Raw genomic sequence first — 23,157 nt, 5'->3', positions numbered from 1 at the left:
CTGATCATACTATGAACGAGGATTCTATATAGAAAAGTCACCCTGAAACGAAAAAAACAATCCCTAAACAGCAAGATGTCTAAGAATTGTCCTTATAAAATGGCAATAAAACCATATTATCGAATACTTTATTTTTTGTTTCAATGGTCATATTCCCACCGTATTTGTCACATATTCTGGATATATTGGTCAAGCCAATGCCATGTACATCCGGGTTTGATTTTTGACTATGCAAATGAGCCACTTCATTCTCCACATGATTCAGGATGTGAATGAAAAGCGCGGACTCATTGGAATGTATTTTAATAAGAATGTACCTATCATCCGCAATCTTGACCTTTTTAGATGCTTCTATGGCATTATCCAGCATATTGCCCAGAGCGACACACAAGTCATAACGTTCAATATTTACTTTTTGTGAATACAAGTTAAGCTGAGTATCTACCTTGATGCCATTGGCCTGAGCAATATTAAGACTATTTGTGACAAGAGCATCTATAACCAGATTACCGGTATTAACCCTTTGATAGGCTCCTTCGATTTTATTTAATGTAACCTTAATATGTTCACTCGCCTCAGCCAATTCATTTCTCTTGATACATTCTTCAATATACAAAAACTGTTGGTGTGTATCATGAATGATTCTTTTCATATTTTTGAAGCTGTAAACCGTTTTTTCGTAGTTAGCATCTTGGTAGTCCATCTGATGTTGTAATTGAGCATTTTCATGCATTAATTGAAATTTTTCAATGATATTATCGAAAATATATATGATAAAAACATTTAAAAAAATAAAGCTAATAATAGAACCAAAATAATACATATTCTTTTCACTATAAACAGATAAAACATTGACCTGGTATAAACTTATGATGGGAACGATTAAAAATAAAATATAGTAACGATGCTGCAAAGGGAAGGTTCTGCGTTTGGCAAATAGCCGTATAATCTGAATGACAGCAAACATGATAATGCAGCTGAGTAACATAACCTTAGAGGATATCAAGTGATCTTGCCCACCCAAATGGCTAAAGTTGCTAATTTTAACGGAGCCTACAGCATATAAAATATAAAGAGATATAAAATTAACGATGGTTATCAATACAGCATAAAGGATAGAAAAAATGATCTTTGTCTTTATTTCCACTGTATACGAGTGCGCTAAACTAAATATGACAAGTAATGCCAAAATCGAGGATAGCGTAGGAGACAGATAAACACTTAAATATAAGATGTTCAGCAACCCGAAAATAATGAAATATATGAATCTATTTGGCTTTCGATTGGACTTATCAAAAACGGAGTTAAAGTAAAAATTCACTTGAAAGCACATCACCAGTACAACACATAGGTTAAGAAGCAGGTAGCTATATTCCATCATATTAATGCATCTTCATGATCATAAATTTGGTATATAGATCTTTAACTTCTTTTATTTTAGAACGCCCAATAGGTAACTTCACATCATTTGACATCAAAACATCACCGCCAGCAAATTTTTTCACATGAATTAAGTTTATAATAATCGAACGATGAATTTGTAGAAAATTATGTTCTTTTAATGCTGAAGCATAGTCCGAAAGAATCCCTTTGCTATCATAGGTTTGAGTAGAGGTTACAAAATGCAGCTTGTTTTTTATGGTTAAGCTTTTGGCCACTTCAATACTAATGATATCATCATATTTTAAAAGCACTTCCTCATAAGCTGACTTGATGATAACGAATTTTTTATCGAGAGATTGAAAATATTGACACAGCTTTATCATTTTTTCCTCAAAGATATGGGGAGCAATCGGTTTTATTAAATATTGAAATGTAACTACGTCAAAACTTTCCACCATATATTCAGGGTAGCTCGTTAAAAAAACAATCTGTTCATCCAGATGATTTAAATTCCTTATTTTTTGGGCGGTTTGAATTCCGTTTATGCCATTCATTTCAACATCCAATATTAAGATATGGAATGGAGATTCATGGTTTTGATAATGAGATACCAGCTGTTCTCCTGAGTCGAATAATTCAACTTTAAATTCTATATTGGTCTTTAACGACAAAGTAATCAGCATATTTTTAACAAGTTCTCTGTGCTTGTGCTCATCATCGCAGATAGCCACTCTATACATAAATAACATACACCTCATTCCCATTGCATTGATCATGGAATTGTATTCTAAACAGTATATAACCTTTTAATATTCTATAAACAGCTTTTGGATAAAACGCAAATTCAAATCCCTCAAATGCCAGTATACAAGCTGCTCAGCAGTTGCATCCAAGGTAAAAAAGAAACCCTCGTCTTCAAAAGACGGGGTTTCTTAACTGTTTTATTGATCGTTATTAAAAAAATCAGTTCTTTTCTCTTCACCGTGGGAACGTCTGGCAAAGTCGACAAATTGGAATTTGTCCAACCGATGCCTTGACTCGGTATACTGGAACAAGGTGGTGTCCTCCAGATAAACATAGTTACGTACTACGACCACATGAGTGTAGTTCTGAAGGTCCATCAGCCTATGATCTTCTTCATCTGCATTTTCTACGGAAACCACTTTTTTGGCATAACTGATTTGAAGATGGAGCTCTCCCTCCAAATATTCGTAGATGGACCCACGACTAATTTCCTCGGTAAGCACAGGTACAATGTCTGATCGAAAGTAATCTTTATCCAGTATGACGCATTCACCCTCAATCTCACGCGCACGAATAACTTTCCAGACCAAATACTTGTCTTTCTTAATCTCAAGATGATTGGCTATGTCATCTGGAACTGGAATTAAATGATTTTCATGTACAATTGTTCGTGATGTACGCCCAATCCGTTCAGACATTTCCTTGAAACTGACCAAGCCTCCTATAGGGAAATCCATCCGTCCCATATCCAGAACAAAAGATCCTTTAGCTTTTATTTTATGGATATACCCATTTTGTGCAAGCAAGTGAAGTGCCTTACGTACGGTTTCGCGAGAAGTGTTATACTCTCGGGCCAGTTCATTTTCAGATGGCATTTTCGTGCCTGGAGCCAATTCGCCTGTCTGGATTCGTCCCGAGTACTCCTGATAAATTTGCAAAAATATATTCTTTGTCAATTTTCATCACCACGTTCATTGTAGCATCCTTTCACTTCCTGTTCACTAAAATAGGCTGTACGATGAATCTGACTTAATTCGTATTGTCTGATGAAGAATTCAAATGAATTCTCATTAAGGTATACTGCAAATCTTCTGCCTCACCTGGCAGTTCCTCAACCGATTCAATCATGCTCTGACCATCCGGGACAATGACTGGTGTAATAATGGGGTATCCCGATTTCTGAATCAGCTCACGGTCAAATTCCATCAATAGTTGTCCTTGCTTTACGGTTTGACCTGTCTCCACATGCATGGTGAATCCTTCCCCCTTCAGGGACACCGTGTTAATTCCCACATGTACCAGAATCTGTACACCTGTCGGATGCTCTAAAATCAAGGCATGCTTGCTTTTCACCATGATGTGAATGACTTGCCCACTGAAAGGGGCAAGAATTTTGCCATCCTTCGGTTCCACTGCTATACCTTGACCCATCTGCCGTTCGGCAAAAGCCGGGTCAGGAACTTGTTCTAACGGTACAACACGTCCTCGTACGGGAGTCCTCACTTCAAGCACATCTAGTGCGGTATTTTGCGGAAGCGAGTCTTTCCTTACGGAATCATTGGCTGGTGCAGCCTGACGGCGCTTAGTTAACAACTTGCCATACATTAAAGTTAAAGCAAACGGCACAATTAACACGATCGCCATCCCGATGAAGAATACACCCCAGTTGTTTGGGAAAATAGACAAGAAGCCTGGAATCCCGCCCACACCAATGGAAGAAGCCATCACATGATTTACGGTGAGCAATATACCTGCAATACCGGAACCGATCATTGCGAATACAAACGGATATTTATATCGGATATTCACTCCGAATATGGCAGGCTCGGTTACACCCAGAAATGCAGACACTGAAGAGGTAAGAGCCAATCCTTTTCCCTTTTGCTCCTTCAATACCAGCATCATTGCCAGTGCTCCGGCACCCTGAGCGATATTGGACAGCGCCAGCATCGGCCAAAGGAATGTTCCACCCTGCGTACCAATTAATTGCACGTCCACCGCCAGGAAAGTATGGTGCATTCCCGTAATCACGAGCAAGGAGTACAAGCCTCCATAAATCAGGCCTCCCAGCGCAGGAGCCAAATCGAAAACGTATACAAGACCAGACGTAATGGCATTACCAATCATAAAAGTAACCGGACCGATCACTGTAAAAGCCAGAAATCCCGTTATTAATAATGTAATCGGTGCTACGAGTAACAGCTTAAATGAATCCGCTATCTTCTTATTTAGGAATTTCTCAATGTGGGCGAGCACGTAAGCGGATACTAAAACGGGTAAAACCTGTCCTTGATAACCAATCTTGTTCACTTCCCACCCAAACAAATTCCAAACCGGAACGGTGCCCTTTGTAACCGCATCCGCATAACCGTATGCACTTAGCAGATCCGGATGAACCAGAATCAGACCCAGTACGATCCCGAGTAAAGGACTGCCGCCAAACCTGACAACGGCCGACCATCCAATTAAGGCAGGTAGAAATGTAAATGCGGTGCTGGCAATGGTGTTAATGATAGCAGCAAAGTCGGTCCATTGAGGATAGACCTGAACCAAAGCCATTCCTTCGAAGAAGATTCCCTTACCAGTCAAAATATTATTTATTCCAAGCAATAAGCCTGCAGTCACGATTGCGGGCAAGATAGGGATAAAAATATCTGCCAGCGTCTTGATGGCACGCTGAATTGGATTTTGTTTTTTGCTTGCCGCATTTTTGACATCGTCTTTAGAAGCCCGACTACCTCCTGTAATGGAGATCATTTCGTCATATACCTTATCCACCAGACCTGGGCCAATTACGACCTGATACTGTCCTTGTGAAGAAAATTGGCCTTTGACCAGATCATTTTGTTCGAGTGCATCTTTGTCTACCAGCTTATCATCATAAAGGGCAAATCGCAGACGAGTTACGCAATGCGTAGAGGCCTCTATGTTGTCTTTGCCACCAACGGCTTTTATAATGTCTTCTACCTGTGATCTTTCAATCGCCATTTAGCCCACTCCCTTAACGTTCGCTCATTTTAAAGCAGCAACCCCGGTTATCAAAGATAACGTGCCCGTGCCCGGGGTGCTACTAGATGTCTCCATACTATTCACTAAGTCTACAAACAATCCACATATATGAAGCATATGGGGTCAAAGAGATCACTTGTTTTAGCTCCGGGGCGTGCTGAGTATTACCAATTAAGAACTCAGCCGCATCCAACGCTTGATTTTCTAAACATGAATAAAATGAATCCGGTATACGGAATTGCGTATCCTGTCCGCTAAAATTGGAGATGACGATCAAAGTCTCCTCTTCATTGCTGCGTTGATAGGCATAGACCTGAGGATGAGCTTCGTCCAGGCGTAGATAATTCCCATCGGTAATGACTTGCACCGTCTTACGCAGATGAATTAGCTTACGGTAATGGTGATAGATAGAGTTCGGGTCCTCTAACTGAGCCTGAACATTAATCTGTGGATATCGTTCATCTACCTTAATCCAGGGAGTACCTGAAGTGAAGCCCGCATTGCGAGTGCCATCCCACTGCATCGGTGTTCTCGAATTATCACGAGACCGCTCTCGAATGATATTCAATGCTTCTTCTGCACTTTTGCCTTGCTCCTGTAAGATACGATACATATTCAGAGATTCAACATCCCGAAACTCTTCAATGTCTGCCCACTGCGGGTTGGCCATCCCAATCTCTTCACCCTGAAATATATAAGGCGTTCCTTGAAGACCATGTAGCGTGGTTGCCAGCAGCTTGGCGCTTTCCGCTTGGTATTCGCCATCATCCAAAAAGCGAGAGATTGCCCTTGGCTGATCATGATTATTAAAAAACAATGCACTCCAGCCACCACCCTGTTGCATGCCCGTTTGCCAATCCGAGAATAGCTTTTTCAGCATTTCAAAATCATATGGCATCAATTCCCACTTTTGTCCATTTGGATAATCCACCTTCAAATGATGAAAATTAAAGGTCATGGACAATTCTTTTCTCTCTGGATTGGAATAACGGATACAGTGATCCAGTGAGGTGGAGGACATCTCACCCACAGTGACGCTATTCTGTTTGGCAAATACTTTCTCATGTAACTCATGGATGTATTCATGCACATGTGGACCGTCCGTATAATACTTACGTCCGTCGCCAGGAGCCGTGCTTCTATCATCGTCCGAGAATTGCTGATCCTTGGAAATCAAATTAATGACATCCAGTCGGAAACCACTAACTCCCTTCTCAGCCCAAAATTCCAGCAGATTGACAACTTCTTGACGGACTTTGGGATTTTCCCAGTTTAGATCCGCCTGAGTCTTATCAAATAGTGTCAGGAAATATTGGCCTGTTGCCTCGTCATATTGCCAAGCTGGTCCACCAAATTTGGAAACCCAATTGTTTGGAGGTCCACCATCGGGTGCTGGATCACGCCAGATATAATAGTCCCTATACTCACTATCCTTAGAAAGCCGTGCCTCCTGAAACCAGGCATGTTCTGTGGAAGAATGGTTAACCACGATGTCGATCATTAAGTACATCCCACGTGCCCGGATTCCCTCGCTTAATTCTTCAAAATCCTGCATTGTTCCATAATCGGGATTAATCTGGCAATAATCGGCTACATCATACCCGTTATCACGTTGTGGTGAGACATATACAGGCTGCAACCAGACAATATCGACACCCAGTTTTTTCAAATAATCCAGCTTTTGCGTCAGTCCTCTTATATCACCGGTTCCTTTGCCCGTTGTATCGTTAAAACTTTTGGGATAAACCTGATAGACCACTGATTTGCGCCACCAGTCCTTATCTTGAGGAATTAAAGTCTTGTTCATTGCTTCCATTCATGCTCATTCCTTTCTTGCGAAATGAAGTAGCGTAAAAAATAATATAACGCTTTCAACATCTTGTATATACAAGATTAAGTCATGTATATACAAGTTGTCAACAGCTTTATCTATTAAGGAATACCCGTTTTGCAGCTAAATGATCAGGAGACTCATCCATTCTGTCCGATTGTATGTTATGACTCGTAGAATAAGCTCAATTCACACGAAAAAAGGCTCCTGCCTATAGTCAGGAACCTTTCTTTTCTATGATGAATAAGGTACTCATTTACATCCATATCGATAGTGCACTATAAAGGAGCAATAAGGACATTATGATATTGAAGGAACGCTCATGCTTATTCAAGAAACGTTGAAACACTGCGCCAAAAATCGCCCAGCTCACTACAGCTACAAAACCAATACAAGTCAGGAGTAATGAAATCGTAATAAGCTCTATATACGATACATCATAAGGCATTACAAACGTTGAAATGACCGTAATACCATACAAAATGATTTTTAAATTGATAAATTGTAGCAACAGTCCTGATTTGAAGGAATATCCCTCATTGTGATCATTATCCTCCGTAGAGGATTTGCTCTTTGCAATTTTCACCGCCAGATAAAGCATATACAGACTGCCGAGAACATTCATCCAGATCTTAACCCGTGGCAAAAAATGATACAAAGCAAGATTAAAATAGCAGGCTAACAGCATAATGGCGAAACAACCTGCTGTTACTCCCAGCAAGAATGGGAATGCTTTTTTCAAACCCAACCGCCTGGCACTGTCTAAAGACATAATATTGTTGGGACCTGGCGTAAAGCTGCTAACAAGTGCATAAGAAAGGAACGGAATAAACGGCATGCAACAATCAACTCCCGTATGTTATAATTGAATGAAATGTACGTTGAGACGTACATTTGTACTTTATGATTGTACAATATGTTCTTTATAAAGCACAATAGGAGCGAAGAATTATGGAGAATATTAATCTGATTTTAAGTAAAAATTTGAAACATCTAAGAAATGAAAGAAAATTAAGTTTAGATAAATTAGCTGATCTGACGGGGATCAGTAAAACGATGCTCGGTCAGATTGAGCGCGGAGAATCTAATCCCTCGATTACAACCGTATGGAAAATTGCGAACGGCTTGAAAATCTCTTTCACTGCTCTGATTAATGAACCACCTTCAGATGCAGTAGTCGTTCCTAAAAGCAAAGTACAAGTGCTTGAAGAAAATAATCAATATCGGTTGTATCCGTTTTTCCCCTATGAAGGCAGTAGAAATTTTGAGGTCTACACCGTAGAGATTGAAGCAGGCGGAGAACTGAGTTCAGCGCCGCATCGTGAAGGTACAGAAGAATTTATTACGGTATTTGAGGGTGAGATGGTGGTAAAAGTCAGTGAGGAAATATACACGGTTAAAGCTGGAGATTCGATCCGCTTTAAAGCAGACCGCCCACACATTTACTATAATCTAGGAGAAACCCTGGTTCGGGTGAATATGATTATTTATTACTCTGTATAGTTCAATCTTGAAGACCATAAGTATACAAGTCTTTAAATTAAATGATCCTATTAAAATAAGGAGCGCTTTTAATAGGATCATCGGTACAAATATTAAATGATTTGCCTGTATGCTGTTTAGGAGATTTTAATTTGCTTTATCACTCGTGCTGGATTTCCAGCTACAACCACATGATCTGGAACATCCTTGGTTACTACTGCTCCTGATGCTACTACGACATTATTACCTATCGTAACACCGGGATTAATAACTGCTCTACCGCCGATCCATACATTGTTGCCAATCGTTACAGGTTTCCCATACTCTGGGCCAGCGATTCGTTCAAACGGATCTATGGGATGAGTCGCTGTGTAAATATGGACTCCTGGAGCCATGAAACAATTATCTCCAATGCGCACTTCGCAAACATCCAAAATGGTACAGTCAAAGTTGGCGTAGAAATTTTCCCCAACATGGATATTGTATCCGTAGTCACAGCGTATGTTGGGTTCCATACCTATATTTTCACCAGTTGATCCGAAAAGCTCCTTAAGTAACTTTTCACGGTACTCATGATCCGTCTCTGCCGTCTGATTAAAGAGACGTACACATCTTCTCGCATACTCTCTTTCATTTGTTAATTGAGGATCAGCAGCTACATAAAGTTCTCCATTCATCATCTTTTGTTTTTCCGTTTTCATAGTCATGGGACAATCCCCTTTATATTTTAATCTGATTTTTTTCTTTCATCCCAATAGGTTGGGCTGCGCCCGATATCAAGCCAGCAACAATAACGCCAACAAGCACTACAATCAAGGCATGTAGAAGTCCAACATGTTCACCTAAAAACCCTAAGCTTGGAGGGCCTACTAAAAAGGCAATGTAACCGATCGTGGCTACGGCTCCAACCCGGATAGCTGCACCACGAGGATCGTCTCCGGCAGCAGATAAGCCCACAGGAAAACCAAGTGAGGCTCCAACCCCCCATAATACGACGCCCAGTCCGGCCATGAGGTAATGCTGTCCCCAGATCACTAGAATGATACCGATAGCAGCCAGGACAGCACTCCCTTTCAACACAGGGACACGGCCGTATTTATCCAGTATGAATCCGCCAGTAAAACGTCCAATGGTCATCGCTGCCACAAATAGTCCATACATATAGGAACCTGTTAAAGAATCCACGCCATAACCATCTACCATCGTTAGCGGCAGCCAGTCATTCGCAGACCCTTCTGCAAACGCCATACCTAACACGATGATACCGATTAATAAAATCCGTCTTTCTTTCCATACAGCAAGCTGCGCCTTGAGATTAGATCCGACCTTTTGAGTAGAAACTTCTTTCTCTATACCTGTATCGTGGGGCAGAAAACGATAAAAATAGAAGGTTACCGCTGCAATCATGATAGCCATAGCTCCAAAATGGACCACAACAGGTATATGTAGCGCCGCTGCTCCAGAGCCAATGATCGCACCTACAAGTGTACCCATACTAAATGAACCGTGAAAAGCGGGCAAAAGCGTTTTTTGCAATTGATTTTCTACCGCAGAACCTTCGACATTAAGAGCTACTTCTGCTGTCCCATAGCCACCTCCAAAGATGACTAAACCAGCAAACACGATGCTCGTGAGCGAAAATGCAGTTCCCAACCCTACAATGACAAAACCGATCACAATCAAAATCGCACTTACCAAAATGACCGCCCGTCCACCTATACGAGAAATCATATTGCCTGCACTAAGTAGTCCCACTAAAGAACCTGCGGCTAAGCCAAAAATTATAATTCCCATTTCGGCAGTCGAGACATGTAAAATATCCCGGATAATAGGCGTTCGAGACACCCAGGAAGCAAAAGCTACACCCGGTAAAGCGAATAACAAAAATAAAATGTTACGAATTACCCTGGGATTCATGGAGGGTTCTACTGGCATTTACTTATCTCCTTATCACCACTTTTTATTAATCTTTTAATAAGTTATATTATAATTAGTCATTCTATTCGTATCCAAACTATTTGTCAAAAAGAGAATTATAGTCATAGATGGCTATTGACTGTCAGTTGTAAACATATTAAAAAGGGCCTGAGCAGGTAGAGCATGAGCACTCGTCACCTATTCAGACCTTTTAATTAAACTATACAAGCTCTATACTGAATCAGCCTTGAATTGTCTTTTGGATTCTTCTTCTATTTTCAGTCTGGTTTCTCCCAGCAACCCTCCATCTGCTGACGCCTGAAGCAACAACTCACCAGCCACATAACCGGATTGTATAACAACGAGACACCTTCCCCTGTGTGTTCGTCTCTCATTCCCCTTGAAGGATTCATCGCTGGTGAGATTACCATTGTCTATTCCAAGGATACGACCATCTCCCTGCAGTTTAAAGATTACATCAAAATCCTGGTTAGGTACGATGATCCCGTTTGGGTCTATGACCGTTACTTCCACATGAGATATCTCATGCCCATCAGCAGGTAGAACCGTCCGATCGGCCTCCAACTTTAGAGCATAAGGAGCCCCGGCAGTGGTCAGTTCATGCTCACAAACCTTCTCGTTTCCATTGCGACCCACAGCCCGGATTTTGCCCGGTGTATAGGGAAGCTCCCATAGGATTAAATGATTAGGGTAATCCACTAGCTTCCTCTTACCATATGATTCATCATTCACGATCAATTCCACGCTCTCACAATTGGTGAAGGTAACCAACCGTATCAATTTTCCACCGTATTCAGGAAATGTCCAGTGATCTTCCATGGCCGGAGATTTCCAGTGCATCGTCCATGTCGGATTAAATTCCGATTTCATGTGTTCGTTAAATGCGGCTATGTGCACAATAGGCTGATCAGACCATAAACTTTGTTGGAGATAAGATACTGGTTTGCGGAATCCGCAAGTATCAATCAGACCCGAAGACCACCCTTTGGAGGGATAGCTCGTTTCTCCCAAATAGTCAATTCCACTCCAAACAAATTGACCGATCACATAATCATGATTAGCGACATCAAACCAGGGATTCATAGGCAAATAACCTTTAACCCGGTTATCCTTACCCCGATAGTATGGGAATGTTTCTGTTCCAAGGATAAGCGTATCCGGCATGGCCGCTCTATAGTGCTCATACCACTGCTCCTGATAGTTTACCCCCAGAACATCCACTCGTTGTGCCAGCTGTTTGGTATGCTCCACTTTGGCCTCAATCGAACCCTCACGCAAGCTGATCGGTGTATTATGAGGCTCAAGCGCACATGTAACCGGTCGGGTTGGGTCTTTTTCATGGCAGAAACCCACGAGCTGCTCCAACATTTTGAGCATGGATGGCTGACCTTGGTTTTCCACTTCATTCCCAACGCTCCACATGAAAACACTGGGATGGTTCCTGTCCCTGAGCAACATTGCTTCCAGATCTTTTTCCCACCACTCATCATACAAATGCTCATAGAAAAGAGACTTCCATTTGTCAAAAGCTTCATCAACCACCAAGAACCCCATCTGATCACATAAATCTAATAATTCGGGCGCCATCGGGTTATGAGCAAAACGAATCGAGTTACAGCCCATTTCTTTCAGCCTCTGCAGCCTTCTCTTCATGGCTGTATCATGGTAAGCAGCCCCCAGACAACCTAAATCATGGTGAATGCACACTCCCTTTAGCTTTAAGCTGTGCCCATTCAGAAATAAACCTTTTTGAGTGTCCAGCTTCACTTCTCTTATACCAAAAGGAGTACAATAACGATCCACCTCTGTATTGTCGCAATAGATCGTCGTCTGAGCTTCGTAGAGCAGTGGGTTGTCCGGTGACCATAGTTCTGGCTCTAAAACTCGCGCTTTTTGCTCTATTTCCCCCGTTTCACAGCCCGAAAGAGTTACTCGGTTTTCCACTTTTCCTTTGATCTGTCCCTGTGGGTCCAGCATTTCAGTCATAATCGTACACTCTACGGCATGCGCGTGATGATTAGTGACCTGGATTCTGGCAGTCACCTTGGCTTCATCTGGCGAAATTTCAGGTGTGGTAATGTAAGTCCCCCATTCGGTTATATGAATATAATCCGTACAAATCAGCCAAACATTACGATAAATACCGGCCCCCGAATACCATCTATCAGGTGAAAGAATCGTATTGTCCACTTTGACGGCAATCACATTCTCCTCATCCCACCGAATATATGGAGTCAAATCATATTGAAAGCTAACATATCCATAGGGTCGCTTGCCCACAAAATGCCCATTGATCCAAACCTCACTGTTACTGTGAATGCCATCAAATTGTATGTATACGCGCTGTTTTGGAGAGGAGGGCTTCACATTAAAATGCTTTCTGTACCACCCGACAGACCATCTCGGCAAATAAGCTTGATTGCCACCATACAGCATATGCGGATCAAAGGACTTTTCAATGCTCCAATCATGAGGGACTTGAAGGAGCCGCCAATGCTCATCGTTATAGTCCATTTTCTCAGCACCTGCATAATTACCTTCTATAAATTTCCAATCTATTTTGAATGGCATAATCACTCTGCTTCCCATCATCTTGCCTCCATTTCATAAAGTGGATGAACGGATATAACAACAGTGCGGGATGACCATCACAAAAGACGTGTTCTCATTACAATATTTGATACACCGGGCGATCTTCTATAAAGTGTACGGGGAGCATTGGAAATTGGGCGGAAAGTACATCTGCGAGATACTTCATCCCAGGTGCTTCACTTTCAGCATGTCCCAGCATGATAAGTGCTTTACTTTGCCCTTGATAGACAGCATCTTTAACATATTCTGGTGTTTCCCATTCTGGGCCCTCACCGGCAATGACTAAATCCACATTTTCATTTAGAAATAATGGAATGGCTAGTTCACCACCTCCCCTGTATCCTACTGAGATTCCCACTCGTTCACATGGCATGGAAACCTCGCCAGCCACCCGTACATAACGAATATGTAGTTTGGCTTTGATATATTCAGCGATCTCCTTAACCTCCATAGCCGGAATAGTCAAAATGGCGGCCGTCGGCTGCTGTTTCACAATGTAGTTGTGCCAGCTAAGCGCCTGAAGAAGCCCAACCATCACTCCATCCGGTTGATAACGATGTATGGCGTCATGAAACCGATAAATGCCTATACCTGCATCGGCAATGAGGCGAGATTTTTGCAAAAAAACAGGATCATATAGTAAACATTCATGCATTCTCTGATGACTATAAAAGATGCCTTCATGCGTAATGATAAAATTTGCACCTAGAGAAATAGCTTGTTCTATCACATACTGCGAAGCTGAGAAAGCGGTTACAATTCCTTGCACCTCAGTATCTATATATCCTGGGTCCAGCAGATCTACGGTGGTGTTGGGTATGCTTATTCCCTTGGTCAGATGATTCACAATCTGACCCATAGTCATGGTCATACACGTTCCCTCCTCATGGATAATGCATATCAATTGTACCATTTTATTTCAATCATAAGTGCTATTCTTTCTAGCAAAATAGCCAGTTCCAAAGGAGCCAGCTGTTTTACGAATGGTTCTATTATTTATACAGAACTCCTAAAATGGAGTCGATTCGTTCTTTTGCTCCTTGCCAGGATGTCATGACGGGGAACTCATATTGCTCTCTTACTCTCAGATTCCATGGATGAGGAATGCAAAGCACCTTTTTCCCCTCCTCTAGCGCAGGCACTAAATTATGAGGACCATCATCAATCAGGAGATCATAGTTAATCAGGTTCTTTCGTTTACATGGGAAAAAGTTCTCAATCGGAATGAATGGCATATGTCTTTGAAGCCAGTTCCATTTCTCTACGACGGTCTTGGGTTCTGCCGCTGTCACAATAATGACATCAAAAGCATTGCAAAGCTTCTCCATCTCTTCTACAACATACTCGTCATACAGTTCAAGTTCCTCAAACAAACCCGGTCGCCCATAAAATACATCATGCGTGCTTTTGGGATGACGTAGATGATCGGTGTTCCAATCTAACATTTCTTCATACCGAAGCGGATGAGTGGGAAATTCACTATTGTTATGGTATATGGCTCGTTTGACGAGATGACAGATGGTATCGTCCATATCGACTGCAATGATTGGTTTTCTCATCAGCTTGCCCCTATTCACTCTGGTAAAATTTTTCACAAGAATATCATACTATAATTTAATATCGCGGTGAAGCTTAGGTATTGCTGTCCGATTAGATCTCGCCTTTGTTCAAGATAATTAGCCAAGTACAACGTTAGGTTTATCTACATAAATCAGATATATTAAAGCAAAAAAGTTAGGTTAGTTTTATTGAAATAAACTAAATTTCAAACAAATATAAGCAATAAATACAATGATACCATAGAAAATCTCACTTAAATAATAAATCTATGTGTTTATGATTAGAAAACACAAAAAATAACTAAAAAAATCAATTGAATAACAAAAACTCAAATGATAGAATAACAAAAAATAACTTTTCTCCAAATTGAAAACGATTAATTTGTGTTTAGCTTACTGCTATTTACACACTTACATACCTACCTCATCTCTGTATAGCAGGAAGTTGAATAATATATTTAGGGAGGAACAAAAATGAAGGTATTGTTAAGAAAAGCATTATTGTCTGGACTGGTCGGCTTGCTCATCATGATTGGTTTAGGAGGAGTTTTCTCCAAGGTAGAAGCTGCTTCAGGTTTTTATGTAAGCGGTACCAAATTGTATGATTCTACAGGCAAGCCATTTGTTATGAGAGGCGTCAATCATGCTCACACATGGTACAAAAATGATCTTTATACAGCTATCCCGGCAATTGCCCAGACAGGTGCTAATACCGTCCGAATTGTCCTTTCTAACGGAAACCAGTACACCAAGGATGACATTAATTCCGTGAAAAATATTATCTCTCTAGTCACGAGTTACAAAATGATTGCTGTGCTTGAAGTTCATGACGCTACAGGCAAAGACGACTATGCGTCTTTGGATGCAGCTGTGAACTACTGGATTAGCATAAAGGATGCTCTGATCGGCAAGGAAGACCGGGTTATCGTAAACATTGCGAACGAATGGTATGGTTCTTGGAATGGAAGTGGTTGGGCTGATGGATACAAGCAAGCGATTCCCAAGTTGAGAAACGCAGGTATCAAAAATACGCTCATCGTCGATTGTGCCGGATGGGGACAATATCCTCAGTCTATCAATGACTTTGGTAAATCTGTATTTGCAGCTGATTCTTTGAAGAATACGGTATTCTCCATCCATATGTATGAGTTCGCGGGTAAAGATGTTCAAACTGTTCGAACCAATATTGATAACGTTCTGAATCAAGGACTTCCTCTGATTATTGGTGAATTTGGCGGTTACCACCAGGGAGCAGACGTCGACGAGACAGAAATCATGAGATATGGCCAATCCAAAGGGATAGGATGGTTAGCTTGGTCCTGGTATGGTAATAGTTCCAACCTTTCCTATCTTGATCTTGTAACAGGACCTAATGGCAATCTGACGGATTGGGGAAAAACTGTAGTTAACGGAAGCAACGGGATCAAACAAACATCGAAAAAAGCCGGTATCTACTAAAAACACATTAAGAAAATAAAAAATACTCATGTATTCACTGGCCCCTTACTTTATGTGAAATTAGTCTGGAAAGGAATCACCATGTAACCTTCTGGGTTATATGGTGATTTTGATTTCATATACAGGCACAAGGCTAACCGAACCGATATCTACAATACTTTCCTTTGTCGTCTCTTTCCAGCCAGCCATGGTCGTATTGCTATTGAGAACCTTACCTTTTCGAATGGAAGAAACATATACGTACAACCCTTGCTCGATGAGCCGATGCTCAAATGCTTTCAAACCTATTTCCCAGGTCGTATGGTTGCAGAAATTATCGTTGATCAGTTCGCCATCAATAAAAGCATAACCGATATCTCCAGTATAATGGATACGCAGCAGAGCTTCCTTGATTCCGTGAAAGGCATCTAATTCGAAATCAAGGGTAAATTTATCGTTATTTATCCTTTTCAAATTGAAATGAATTTCTTTCTTAGGAGCCTTTAAACGATATGTTTTGAATACATTGTTTTCTGTTATTTCAAGCAGTTCTCCACCGGAAATCGATGTGAATGAGGCGTCAAAATCCGGGAATACACTCAGGGTTACCATTTCTTGGTCCGTTGATTCCAGCCTTAGATCGCCCTCAGATACAAGTACATTGGCATTTGTCAAAATGACTCTGTCCCGGCCTTGCATGTTTACCTTCCAAAATGTAAGACTTTGCTCATCAGTCATCGTATAGATGGCAACTTTTTGACCACTTTCAGATACCAGATGGATGAGACTATCCTCCTCTTCAGCAACCTTAATGATCGTGTTCCCATCCAATTGCTCTATCGAACCTTTGTCGATTGTGGCACTGATTATATCTTTTGACTCCATTACATACGTTCCTTTCATACCCTCTGGTACAAAGAAAAAATAATATGCTTCTCCATCCTCTTCTATCCTTGTTATCAGCTGTGCCGTAGCATATTTGAGCTTCATTCCATCTAAATTGAAGTTAAATGGCAATATGGCAAAACTATCACGTCCTAACGTCAGTTCACCTTGGCTAGGGATTACAATTGTTTCCTCGGGTAGCTCAATACTCACATTAAAATCGCACAGGTCGTAATTTTCGACATGGTCTTGAAAATTATTTAGAAACAGGTAACCCGATCCGGCACTAGATCGCACTGCATATCGTAACGTATCCACATCATAAGGGTCCATCTGGGACGTATCCCCTGGCAGAATTGTCTTTGTTAGTGAGAATTGCTTTTGGAACGTTGAAAAAAAGTAATGCTGCAGCTTTGTTCTTTGGTATGATTCCCTTACTTGGCCGAATTCGCCGATCATAGCGTTGAAATCATAGGATATTTTAGGAGTGGCTAGATCATTTGTGAACGGGTTAACCTTACCTCGAGGATTGGAACCCCCATGATACATGTAGTATCCGATCAGGTTACAGCCTTCTGCAACCTTCATGACAGTCATCGCTGGAACACTGCGGTAGGGAAATGCGAATCGATATTTATAAAACTGAACCATGCCGCCACCCATTTCACAGCAAGCGTACGGATAGTCTTCAGGCGCGTATTGAGGCTCAAAATTGTAGCTCTTTGGAATCTTGTTATTATGCTTGTCTCGGAAAATGTATTCCGGTGTCGCAGGATGCTCGTTCATCCCCTCCAACCGTCCCTCTTCGTAGTATATCCATGGCCAATAGGCATACCCGCCCCATAATGGCAGCATATCAGGTACAGGAGTTGTCGCTCCTCCCCATCCTGTGCACGTATAGATCGGAGTATCAATCCCTGCTTCCAGAGCTATTTCTTTAAGTTTTAACATATGCGAGTTGCCGTCACTTCCACTGTTTAACCACATATCATTAATTCCTACAGTCAAGGCCCACTGGGCAGATGAATGATTATGTTCATTTTCGATTTGGGTGCCGATAATTGGCCCCCCCTCCTTATATAACAACCCTTTAACCTGGGTACCGATTTCGTTATACATTCTTCTTGTATAGAACAGATACCCCTCATCATTAGAACGAACCTCAAATGGTCGACCGAATAACCAATCCGGCATACCGCCGTTTCGAATTTCCCCATGATCAAAGGGTCCGATCCGAATCATGGAGTATACCTGATGCTTGCCGCACAACTCGATGAAACGACGAAGATTTTTGTTCCCACTCCAATCAAAAATACCTTCAACTTCTTCATGTAGGTTCCAAAAAATATAAGTGGCAATGATGTTTACGCCGCCCATTTTTATTTTAATAATTTCGTCTTCCCAATAGCGTTCATCATAACGGGCATAATGGAATTCACCACAAATACCGAAAAAGGGCTCTCCGTCCTTCTCCATAAAATAGTTGGTGAATCCGATTTCCTCTCCTTTGGGATTGGTGCCGCCAAGTTTGATATGTCCTTTAACAATATGCTTTTGATCGTCTTTGACTGTAACTCGATAGTTTCTCATGGAGTTCACTCCCCTCACTCGTTAATCTGAATTCAGGATAAATTGATTCCATTTGCGCTGCCAAGCGATATCATCCCAGAATGGATGATGGGGAGCACAGTTAGAACAGAGGGTCATTCCCCAGAATCCAAGTGCCATTCCTTTTCGCAACACATATTCAGCGATAAATTTGCCGACTGGGCCTTCTTCAAATTGGGCATACAGCGGCGTGTAGCCTACATAACCTTCTCCTATGACTATTGGAATTCCGGAATGACGAGTCCATTCATAAATCTCTTCCAAACGGGTGTCGGCCTTCTGCAACATGGCAATTTTATGGTCTCCATACCGATCGTACAAAAATAAATCCCATTGGTCGGGATCTACCCAGTCGTGTAAATAAATAAGCCTCATGCCGACTGGATTGCCTTCCATCCGCCAATTCTGCTCCGGAGGCAGGGTCCACTTTGCAAATGGAGGAGCATCTTCTCTTAATAGGGATTGTACGAATGGATTGGGGAACGGCGCCAACTCATCATAAAGCCCTGCCGCTTCCATAAGCTCATTGAGCACCCCTTTAATATAAAGATGAAAATGGGCAACCTGCATATTGCGCGCGACGTAAGCTTTAGGGTAGGCTTCATTTAACGTATAGCTTGCCGTCATCATAATATCGGGATGACATTGGCGAAGATATTCAATCGCTTCTTCTACATAGGGCTGCATGGCTTCAATAAGCGCTGGTACATTCGTTTCGGCTATGCCTTCAGACGTCCCAACAGCGTTTAACTGCCCAAATTCCACTTCGTTATGCAACTCTGTATAGATGATCTGGTTCCTATAGCCTTCTGCTGTGACGAAACGGATCAACTGATCCATTGATTTTGCAATGGCCATGAATCTCTCCTTAGGAGGTATTGCAGCTAATTCATCTCTAAGCTCAGCATGAGCCAGAAAGCTGGGACTCTGCTGATATTCCCAAGAGGATAACATAATGTAACAGTTATGAGCCTTTGCTTGTTTAAACAGTTCAAGTAAATGAGCATGCCCGTCCAGCACTGCGCCGCCACGACAGTTATACCAACGCGTACGCTGACCTACTTCCCCAAGGTTAGCAAACTCCAAGGGTCCAGGACGTTTGCCATCCGCTGTAAACAACATGAATGGCATAGCACATATTCGGATCGTATTGTACCCTCTTTCGACCGCTTCTTTAAAACGGGCTTCAAGATCGCTGTAGGGCTCACCTTCTTGCGTCATTGTATACCAAGAAAAGTCCCACATGGTGATCGTCAATTTGCGCGGTACATTTCTCATGAGATTACTCATTTGATTTCCCCTCCCAGCTCCAGTCCATATGGTTCAATGCTCCTTGATGGTTAGCTTCCAGCTTAAGCACCGATTCAAAATGCAAGATAGCTTCGTCCTGTCGTCCTAATCCAAGCAAACCAAGTGCTTTCATATAAGTACAATGAACCTGATTACGATTATTCAGGTCATCTTCAAAGATGAGAAAGTCGGGTAACGAAACCGCAAAATAATCCATTTTCACGGGTTCAAACAAGTGCCTTTCGGCGTAATCAATGAGCTTGTTGAATCGACGATTGCCTTCCTTCGCATAACCAAGTTTCTGCCAGGCCAATCCTTGGTAAAATATCATATCCGGCTGTTGATCGTTATAATACATGGCGTTAATGGGTTCCCCCTGTCCTTGAGAGGCCGTGGAAAAAGCCTGCCTTGCCTCATCTGTTAATTTCAATAGCTCATACGCGCAGCCCAAATAATAGTAGATATCGTTATCTCGGGAACCCTCTAGCTTACCTTCGCCAAGATTCTCTGGATACACTAAAGCCTCCCGCAGCCCTTTTACAGCCTGCTCAATCTGCCCAGACCTCAGGTCGGACTTCGCAAGCTCTACCTTGGCAAGCCTATACTGTCCAGTTACCTTCCCCTCTCCGCCTTCCCATGGATGAAATATTCTCCCTGTCAGCAAGGACAACGCTATTTTATGCTGCTTCATCGTATTGTGAACGGTTACATATTCCAAAAACAGATCATCGCGAAGCTTTATGATTCCCGGATAACTCTCCATTAGGTTCAATCTGTCGTTGGGCTTGATGTTCAGCTTCTTATACAGCTGGTCAAGCTCATAAAGAACACGCGCGTCTGAAGTATTGCACGCAAAGGCCTGCTCTAACGAATGGCGAGCCTTCTTTACTTGGCCTTGTTTGTTAAAATATCCAAGAGCAAGATTACGGTGAACAACGGGGTAAGTATCGTCAATGGAACGAGACGTTTCCCAGCTGGAAATGGCATCCCGATGCCGTTTCTTGTCATAGAGTAAATTACCTAAGTAATAATGCGCCTTTCCATCCCCCGGTCTCGTTCGAATTGCAAATTGTAACACATCCAACTCCAACAGACTGTTAGGAAAGCAGTAGTCGGGAACTGCAACTGCGGCCTGCGCGAGAGCATTATTCGCCTGCTCATACTTGCCGATTTTAGCATAGCAGAAGGCCTGAACGTAATACAGCATAGGGTATGTTTTCGCCTGCTCTGGAGCTTCTTCCAACACACATACTGCATCCTCATAGAGTCCCGCCGCTGCATAGTCCGATGCTACTGCTATATAATTATGCACATCTCCACGCATCCATTTTTCCAGCTCTTCGAAGACCGTTTTAGCATCATCTCGTAACCCGAGAGCCTCTAATGATAATGCTTGCTCACGGTAAGCTCCAAAATCGGCGATATCGAGCTTAATTGTTTCCTTGGAATAGGCTATTGCCGCTTCGTAGCTGCCAAGCTTACGAAGAATAGCCGACTTCAGGTTGCGTGCTTTGTAGTTGCGAGCATTTCGGATTATCGAACGCTCCACCAGCTCCAACGCTTCTTCATAGTTCCCTTTTTCTGTCGCAATCTGTGCCAGTGAGAAATACCCGCTGTCTTGCCATGCTGCACTCCATACTGATTTATAAAATGCAGCGAACGCCTCATCCATCCGCTCTTGGTATTTTAGCGACAAGCCAAGCTGGTAGTAGGCCTCACCGTCATAGGGATTAGAGTTACGCCAGGTTACCCGCGAGATAGCTTTACGAAAGCACTCTTCACTTTCTGAATACAACCCTCTACGAAGAAGCAACGTACCATATGCCACATTTATGCGGCTGTCATTTTTATCTCTTTTCAGGCCCTCAAGATAATACGCCTCGGGTTCAAAGGTAGCATGACGGTATTGCTCCAAGTGTTGTCCTGCTAAATATAATTCTTCGTTCGTTCTTAATTCCTCCGGTTCTGGCAGGGGGGCGGCAGCAGCCGGCATCTGTTCAACTTCCTTTTTCTTCGGCTGATAGCTAATCAACTCCCTTCCGGTCGCGTCTTTGACGGTTAAGCATAGTTCATAATCCTCATCCTCAGCCAAAATAACTGTCTTCTGCATAAAGGCCTTATTAGGTGTCAGATCTAAGGTTTCTTGGATATAAACTTTCCGCTGACTACTTAATTCCACAACAGCGTCACGAAATGACGAAGTTACATAGACTCCAATCTGTGCTGTCCCTTCGCTGCGATTTAATTCCAAATTAACGGCTGCGTCAATTGAAGCGTTTTTGACAATACCAATATGTTTGTAAGGCATAAAATACTGCGAGAACGATTTTTCTTCATACGGCTGAAGCCAAGTGAAATCTGGTTGGTTATCGGTATATACCCCCGTCATCAACTCGATGTAGGGGCCGTCTTCGTCTGTTAGATTCCGGTCCCATGCTTGGCCGAATTCGCCATTTCCCCATGTCCATTGCTTTTTTCCGGGAGAGATGTGATGGTTAGCCACATGCAAAAGCCCGGCTTGTTTCATATGGTCGTAACCACCTATGAAATTGTAATCCGATTTATAGGCCATATATGAAGTGGGGACAGGAATATTTTTGTATCGGGAGATATCTACGCCTTCAGAATAATCCATTTTATAATAAGTGCCTGTAGCGATCGGGAAACGGGATACATCTCGCTTTCCATGGTCGAACACGGCTGATACGTCTGGAGGAAAAACAGATTGTGTGTGCTCATGTACCGCTACGGCTGGATTGGCCCACCATAGAAACGTTTGAGGCTCGGCAGTCCGGTTGTATAGCTGGGCCCCAACTTTAAGGTATGCTTTGTCCGGTTGGAGTGTAAATCCAGCTGTTACTTTCGTGCCGAATATACGATCAATTTCGCTCACCCATACCGTTGCGCTTCCGTCCTCATGTTCTTCCAACTTGTATTCAACGGGTCCGTAAGTGTTGGGACGGTGATGCTGAGGCCAGTTGAACTCAATGCCTCCAGATATCCACGGCCCCAATAAGCCCACAAGCGCTGGTTTGATGACCCTGTTATAATAAACAAAATCGTAACCGTTGGTCTTGTCGACCGCACGATAAATGCGGCCTCCCAGCTCTGGCATGATCTCAATGCGCAAGTATTTATTTTCCAGAAAAACAATTTGGTAATTTTCAAGTTTCTTCTCATCCTCAATTTTATCAATTACCGGATGCGGGTACACTCGACCGGAACTTCCCTGGTAGACACGTTTCTCCAGAAACATTGGATTTTTGTCGGGTTTGCCAATTCCATACGTGGGGATCTGCACGGTTTCCTCCCACACGCGTGCCTTAGCGTCGAAGATGCTCAATTCCATCACTCCCTCATAGTCGCTCTTATATTCAGAGCTTACAAGTAAGTGACAGT

Annotated in this window: 16 protein-coding genes; 2 read left to right on the top strand and 14 right to left on the bottom strand. The window is 42.3% G+C overall.

Annotation, left to right across the window (positions count from 1 at the left end):
• Nucleotides 1–79 precede the first annotated feature (79 nt).
• From MKX59_RS24180 to MKX59_RS24155, 6 genes are all read right to left on the bottom strand, one after another.
• The gene (locus MKX59_RS24180; RefSeq protein ID WP_023986887.1) at nucleotides 80–1,381 is read right to left on the bottom strand and encodes an ATP-binding protein; all 1,302 of its coding nucleotides are present in this window, start codon (nucleotides 1,379–1,381) and stop codon (nucleotides 80–82) included.
• A 1-nt stretch (nucleotide 1,382) separates the two neighbouring features.
• Nucleotides 1,383–2,123, bottom strand: a complete 741-nt coding sequence (locus MKX59_RS24175; RefSeq protein WP_023986886.1) for a LytR/AlgR family response regulator transcription factor — start codon at nucleotides 2,121–2,123, stop codon at nucleotides 1,383–1,385.
• 201 nt (nucleotides 2,124–2,324) lie between these two features.
• On the bottom strand, nucleotides 2,325–3,083 hold the full coding sequence (gene treR / locus MKX59_RS24170; protein ID WP_076265242.1) for a trehalose operon repressor: 759 nt from the start codon (nucleotides 3,081–3,083) through the stop codon (nucleotides 2,325–2,327).
• 73 nt (nucleotides 3,084–3,156) lie between these two features.
• Nucleotides 3,157–5,115, bottom strand: coding sequence for a PTS system trehalose-specific EIIBC component (gene treP, locus MKX59_RS24165; protein ID WP_069079788.1), 1,959 nt, complete (start codon nucleotides 5,113–5,115; stop codon nucleotides 3,157–3,159).
• A 97-nt stretch (nucleotides 5,116–5,212) separates the two neighbouring features.
• On the bottom strand, nucleotides 5,213–6,952 hold the full coding sequence (treC, locus tag MKX59_RS24160) for an alpha,alpha-phosphotrehalase (RefSeq protein WP_076265241.1): 1,740 nt from the start codon (nucleotides 6,950–6,952) through the stop codon (nucleotides 5,213–5,215).
• Nucleotides 6,953–7,223: 271 nt separating this feature from the next.
• Nucleotides 7,224–7,805 carry a LysE family transporter gene (locus MKX59_RS24155; protein ID WP_023986882.1) on the bottom strand — a complete coding sequence of 194 codons (582 nt, stop codon included), beginning with the start codon at nucleotides 7,803–7,805 and terminating at the stop codon, nucleotides 7,224–7,226.
• Nucleotides 7,806–7,918: 113 nt separating this feature from the next.
• Between MKX59_RS24155 and MKX59_RS24150 the strand changes: the two genes are divergently transcribed.
• Nucleotides 7,919–8,470: a helix-turn-helix domain-containing protein gene (locus tag MKX59_RS24150; protein ID WP_023986881.1), complete on the top strand. Its 552-nt coding sequence runs from the start codon at nucleotides 7,919–7,921 to the stop codon at nucleotides 8,468–8,470.
• A gap of 116 nt (nucleotides 8,471–8,586) precedes the next feature.
• Here MKX59_RS24150 and MKX59_RS24145 read toward each other — a convergent pair whose 3' ends face one another.
• The 5 genes from MKX59_RS24145 to MKX59_RS24125 all read right to left on the bottom strand — a co-directional run bounded on the left by MKX59_RS24145 (nucleotide 8,587) and on the right by MKX59_RS24125 (nucleotide 14,538).
• Nucleotides 8,587–9,156, bottom strand: coding sequence for a sugar O-acetyltransferase (locus MKX59_RS24145; RefSeq protein WP_069079790.1), 570 nt, complete (start codon nucleotides 9,154–9,156; stop codon nucleotides 8,587–8,589).
• Nucleotides 9,157–9,169: 13 nt separating this feature from the next.
• Nucleotides 9,170–10,384 carry an MFS transporter gene (locus tag MKX59_RS24140; protein ID WP_069079791.1) on the bottom strand — a complete coding sequence of 405 codons (1,215 nt, stop codon included), beginning with the start codon at nucleotides 10,382–10,384 and terminating at the stop codon, nucleotides 9,170–9,172.
• A 213-nt stretch (nucleotides 10,385–10,597) separates the two neighbouring features.
• Nucleotides 10,598–12,976 carry a glycoside hydrolase family 2 gene (locus MKX59_RS24135; protein WP_076265240.1) on the bottom strand — a complete coding sequence of 793 codons (2,379 nt, stop codon included), beginning with the start codon at nucleotides 12,974–12,976 and terminating at the stop codon, nucleotides 10,598–10,600.
• A 79-nt stretch (nucleotides 12,977–13,055) separates the two neighbouring features.
• Nucleotides 13,056–13,850 carry a Nif3-like dinuclear metal center hexameric protein gene (locus tag MKX59_RS24130; RefSeq protein WP_069079793.1) on the bottom strand — a complete coding sequence of 265 codons (795 nt, stop codon included), beginning with the start codon at nucleotides 13,848–13,850 and terminating at the stop codon, nucleotides 13,056–13,058.
• 121 nt (nucleotides 13,851–13,971) lie between these two features.
• Nucleotides 13,972–14,538 (bottom strand): 5' nucleotidase, NT5C type, encoded by a 567-nt coding sequence (locus MKX59_RS24125; RefSeq protein WP_069079794.1) that lies wholly within the window; start codon nucleotides 14,536–14,538, stop codon nucleotides 13,972–13,974.
• 474 nt (nucleotides 14,539–15,012) lie between these two features.
• On the opposite strand from MKX59_RS24125, the gene MKX59_RS24120 reads away from it, so the two are divergent.
• Nucleotides 15,013–15,996: a glycoside hydrolase family 5 protein gene (locus MKX59_RS24120; RefSeq protein ID WP_071559348.1), complete on the top strand. Its 984-nt coding sequence runs from the start codon at nucleotides 15,013–15,015 to the stop codon at nucleotides 15,994–15,996.
• A 96-nt stretch (nucleotides 15,997–16,092) separates the two neighbouring features.
• On the opposite strand, the gene MKX59_RS24115 is transcribed toward MKX59_RS24120, so the two are convergent.
• From MKX59_RS24115 to MKX59_RS24105, 3 genes are read right to left on the bottom strand one after another with little or no spacing between them, the layout of a single operon-like run.
• Nucleotides 16,093–18,450: a beta-galactosidase gene (locus MKX59_RS24115; RefSeq protein WP_023986874.1), complete on the bottom strand. Its 2,358-nt coding sequence runs from the start codon at nucleotides 18,448–18,450 to the stop codon at nucleotides 16,093–16,095.
• Nucleotides 18,451–18,471: 21 nt separating this feature from the next.
• Complete coding sequence (locus tag MKX59_RS24110; protein ID WP_076265239.1) at nucleotides 18,472–19,758, bottom strand: cellulase-like family protein; 1,287 nt, start codon at nucleotides 19,756–19,758, stop codon at nucleotides 18,472–18,474.
• Nucleotides 19,751–23,107, bottom strand: coding sequence for a DUF5107 domain-containing protein (locus tag MKX59_RS24105; RefSeq protein ID WP_340859100.1), 3,357 nt, complete (start codon nucleotides 23,105–23,107; stop codon nucleotides 19,751–19,753). Before MKX59_RS24105 ends, MKX59_RS24110 begins: the two co-directional genes overlap by 8 nt.
• Nucleotides 23,108–23,157 lie beyond the last annotated feature (50 nt).

It is taken from the genome of Paenibacillus sp. FSL R7-0340 (assembly GCF_038002205.1).
Classification (GTDB): domain Bacteria; phylum Bacillota; class Bacilli; order Paenibacillales; family Paenibacillaceae; genus Paenibacillus; species Paenibacillus polymyxa_B.
Note: the sequence above shows the minus strand (reverse complement) of the source record. Positions and strands in the feature narration are given on the sequence as shown.

Bases quoted from the DNA above. Each gene is read 5' to 3' on its own strand.
- MKX59_RS24180 (WP_023986887.1), bottom strand. From the start codon at position 1,381: ATGATGGAATATAGCTACCTGCTTCTTAACCTATGTGTTGTACTGGTG.
- MKX59_RS24175 (WP_023986886.1), bottom strand. From the start codon at position 2,123: ATGTATAGAGTGGCTATCTGCGATGATGAGCACAAGCACAGAGAACTT.
- treP (WP_069079788.1), bottom strand. From the start codon at position 5,115: ATGGCGATTGAAAGATCACAGGTAGAAGACATTATAAAAGCCGTTGGT.
- treC (WP_076265241.1), bottom strand. From the start codon at position 6,952: ATGGAAGCAATGAACAAGACTTTAATTCCTCAAGATAAGGACTGGTGG.
- MKX59_RS24155 (WP_023986882.1), bottom strand. From the start codon at position 7,805: ATGCCGTTTATTCCGTTCCTTTCTTATGCACTTGTTAGCAGCTTTACG.
- MKX59_RS24150 (WP_023986881.1), top strand. From the start codon at position 7,919: ATGGAGAATATTAATCTGATTTTAAGTAAAAATTTGAAACATCTAAGA.
- MKX59_RS24145 (WP_069079790.1), bottom strand. From the start codon at position 9,156: ATGACTATGAAAACGGAAAAACAAAAGATGATGAATGGAGAACTTTAT.
- MKX59_RS24140 (WP_069079791.1), bottom strand. From the start codon at position 10,384: ATGCCAGTAGAACCCTCCATGAATCCCAGGGTAATTCGTAACATTTTA.
- MKX59_RS24135 (WP_076265240.1), bottom strand. From the start codon at position 12,976: ATGGGAAGCAGAGTGATTATGCCATTCAAAATAGATTGGAAATTTATA.
- MKX59_RS24130 (WP_069079793.1), bottom strand. From the start codon at position 13,850: ATGACCATGACTATGGGTCAGATTGTGAATCATCTGACCAAGGGAATA.
- MKX59_RS24125 (WP_069079794.1), bottom strand. From the start codon at position 14,538: ATGAGAAAACCAATCATTGCAGTCGATATGGACGATACCATCTGTCAT.
- MKX59_RS24120 (WP_071559348.1), top strand. From the start codon at position 15,013: ATGAAGGTATTGTTAAGAAAAGCATTATTGTCTGGACTGGTCGGCTTG.
- MKX59_RS24115 (WP_023986874.1), bottom strand. From the start codon at position 18,450: ATGAGAAACTATCGAGTTACAGTCAAAGACGATCAAAAGCATATTGTT.
- MKX59_RS24110 (WP_076265239.1), bottom strand. From the start codon at position 19,758: ATGAGTAATCTCATGAGAAATGTACCGCGCAAATTGACGATCACCATG.
- MKX59_RS24105 (WP_340859100.1), bottom strand. From the start codon at position 23,107: ATGGAATTGAGCATCTTCGACGCTAAGGCACGCGTGTGGGAGGAAACC.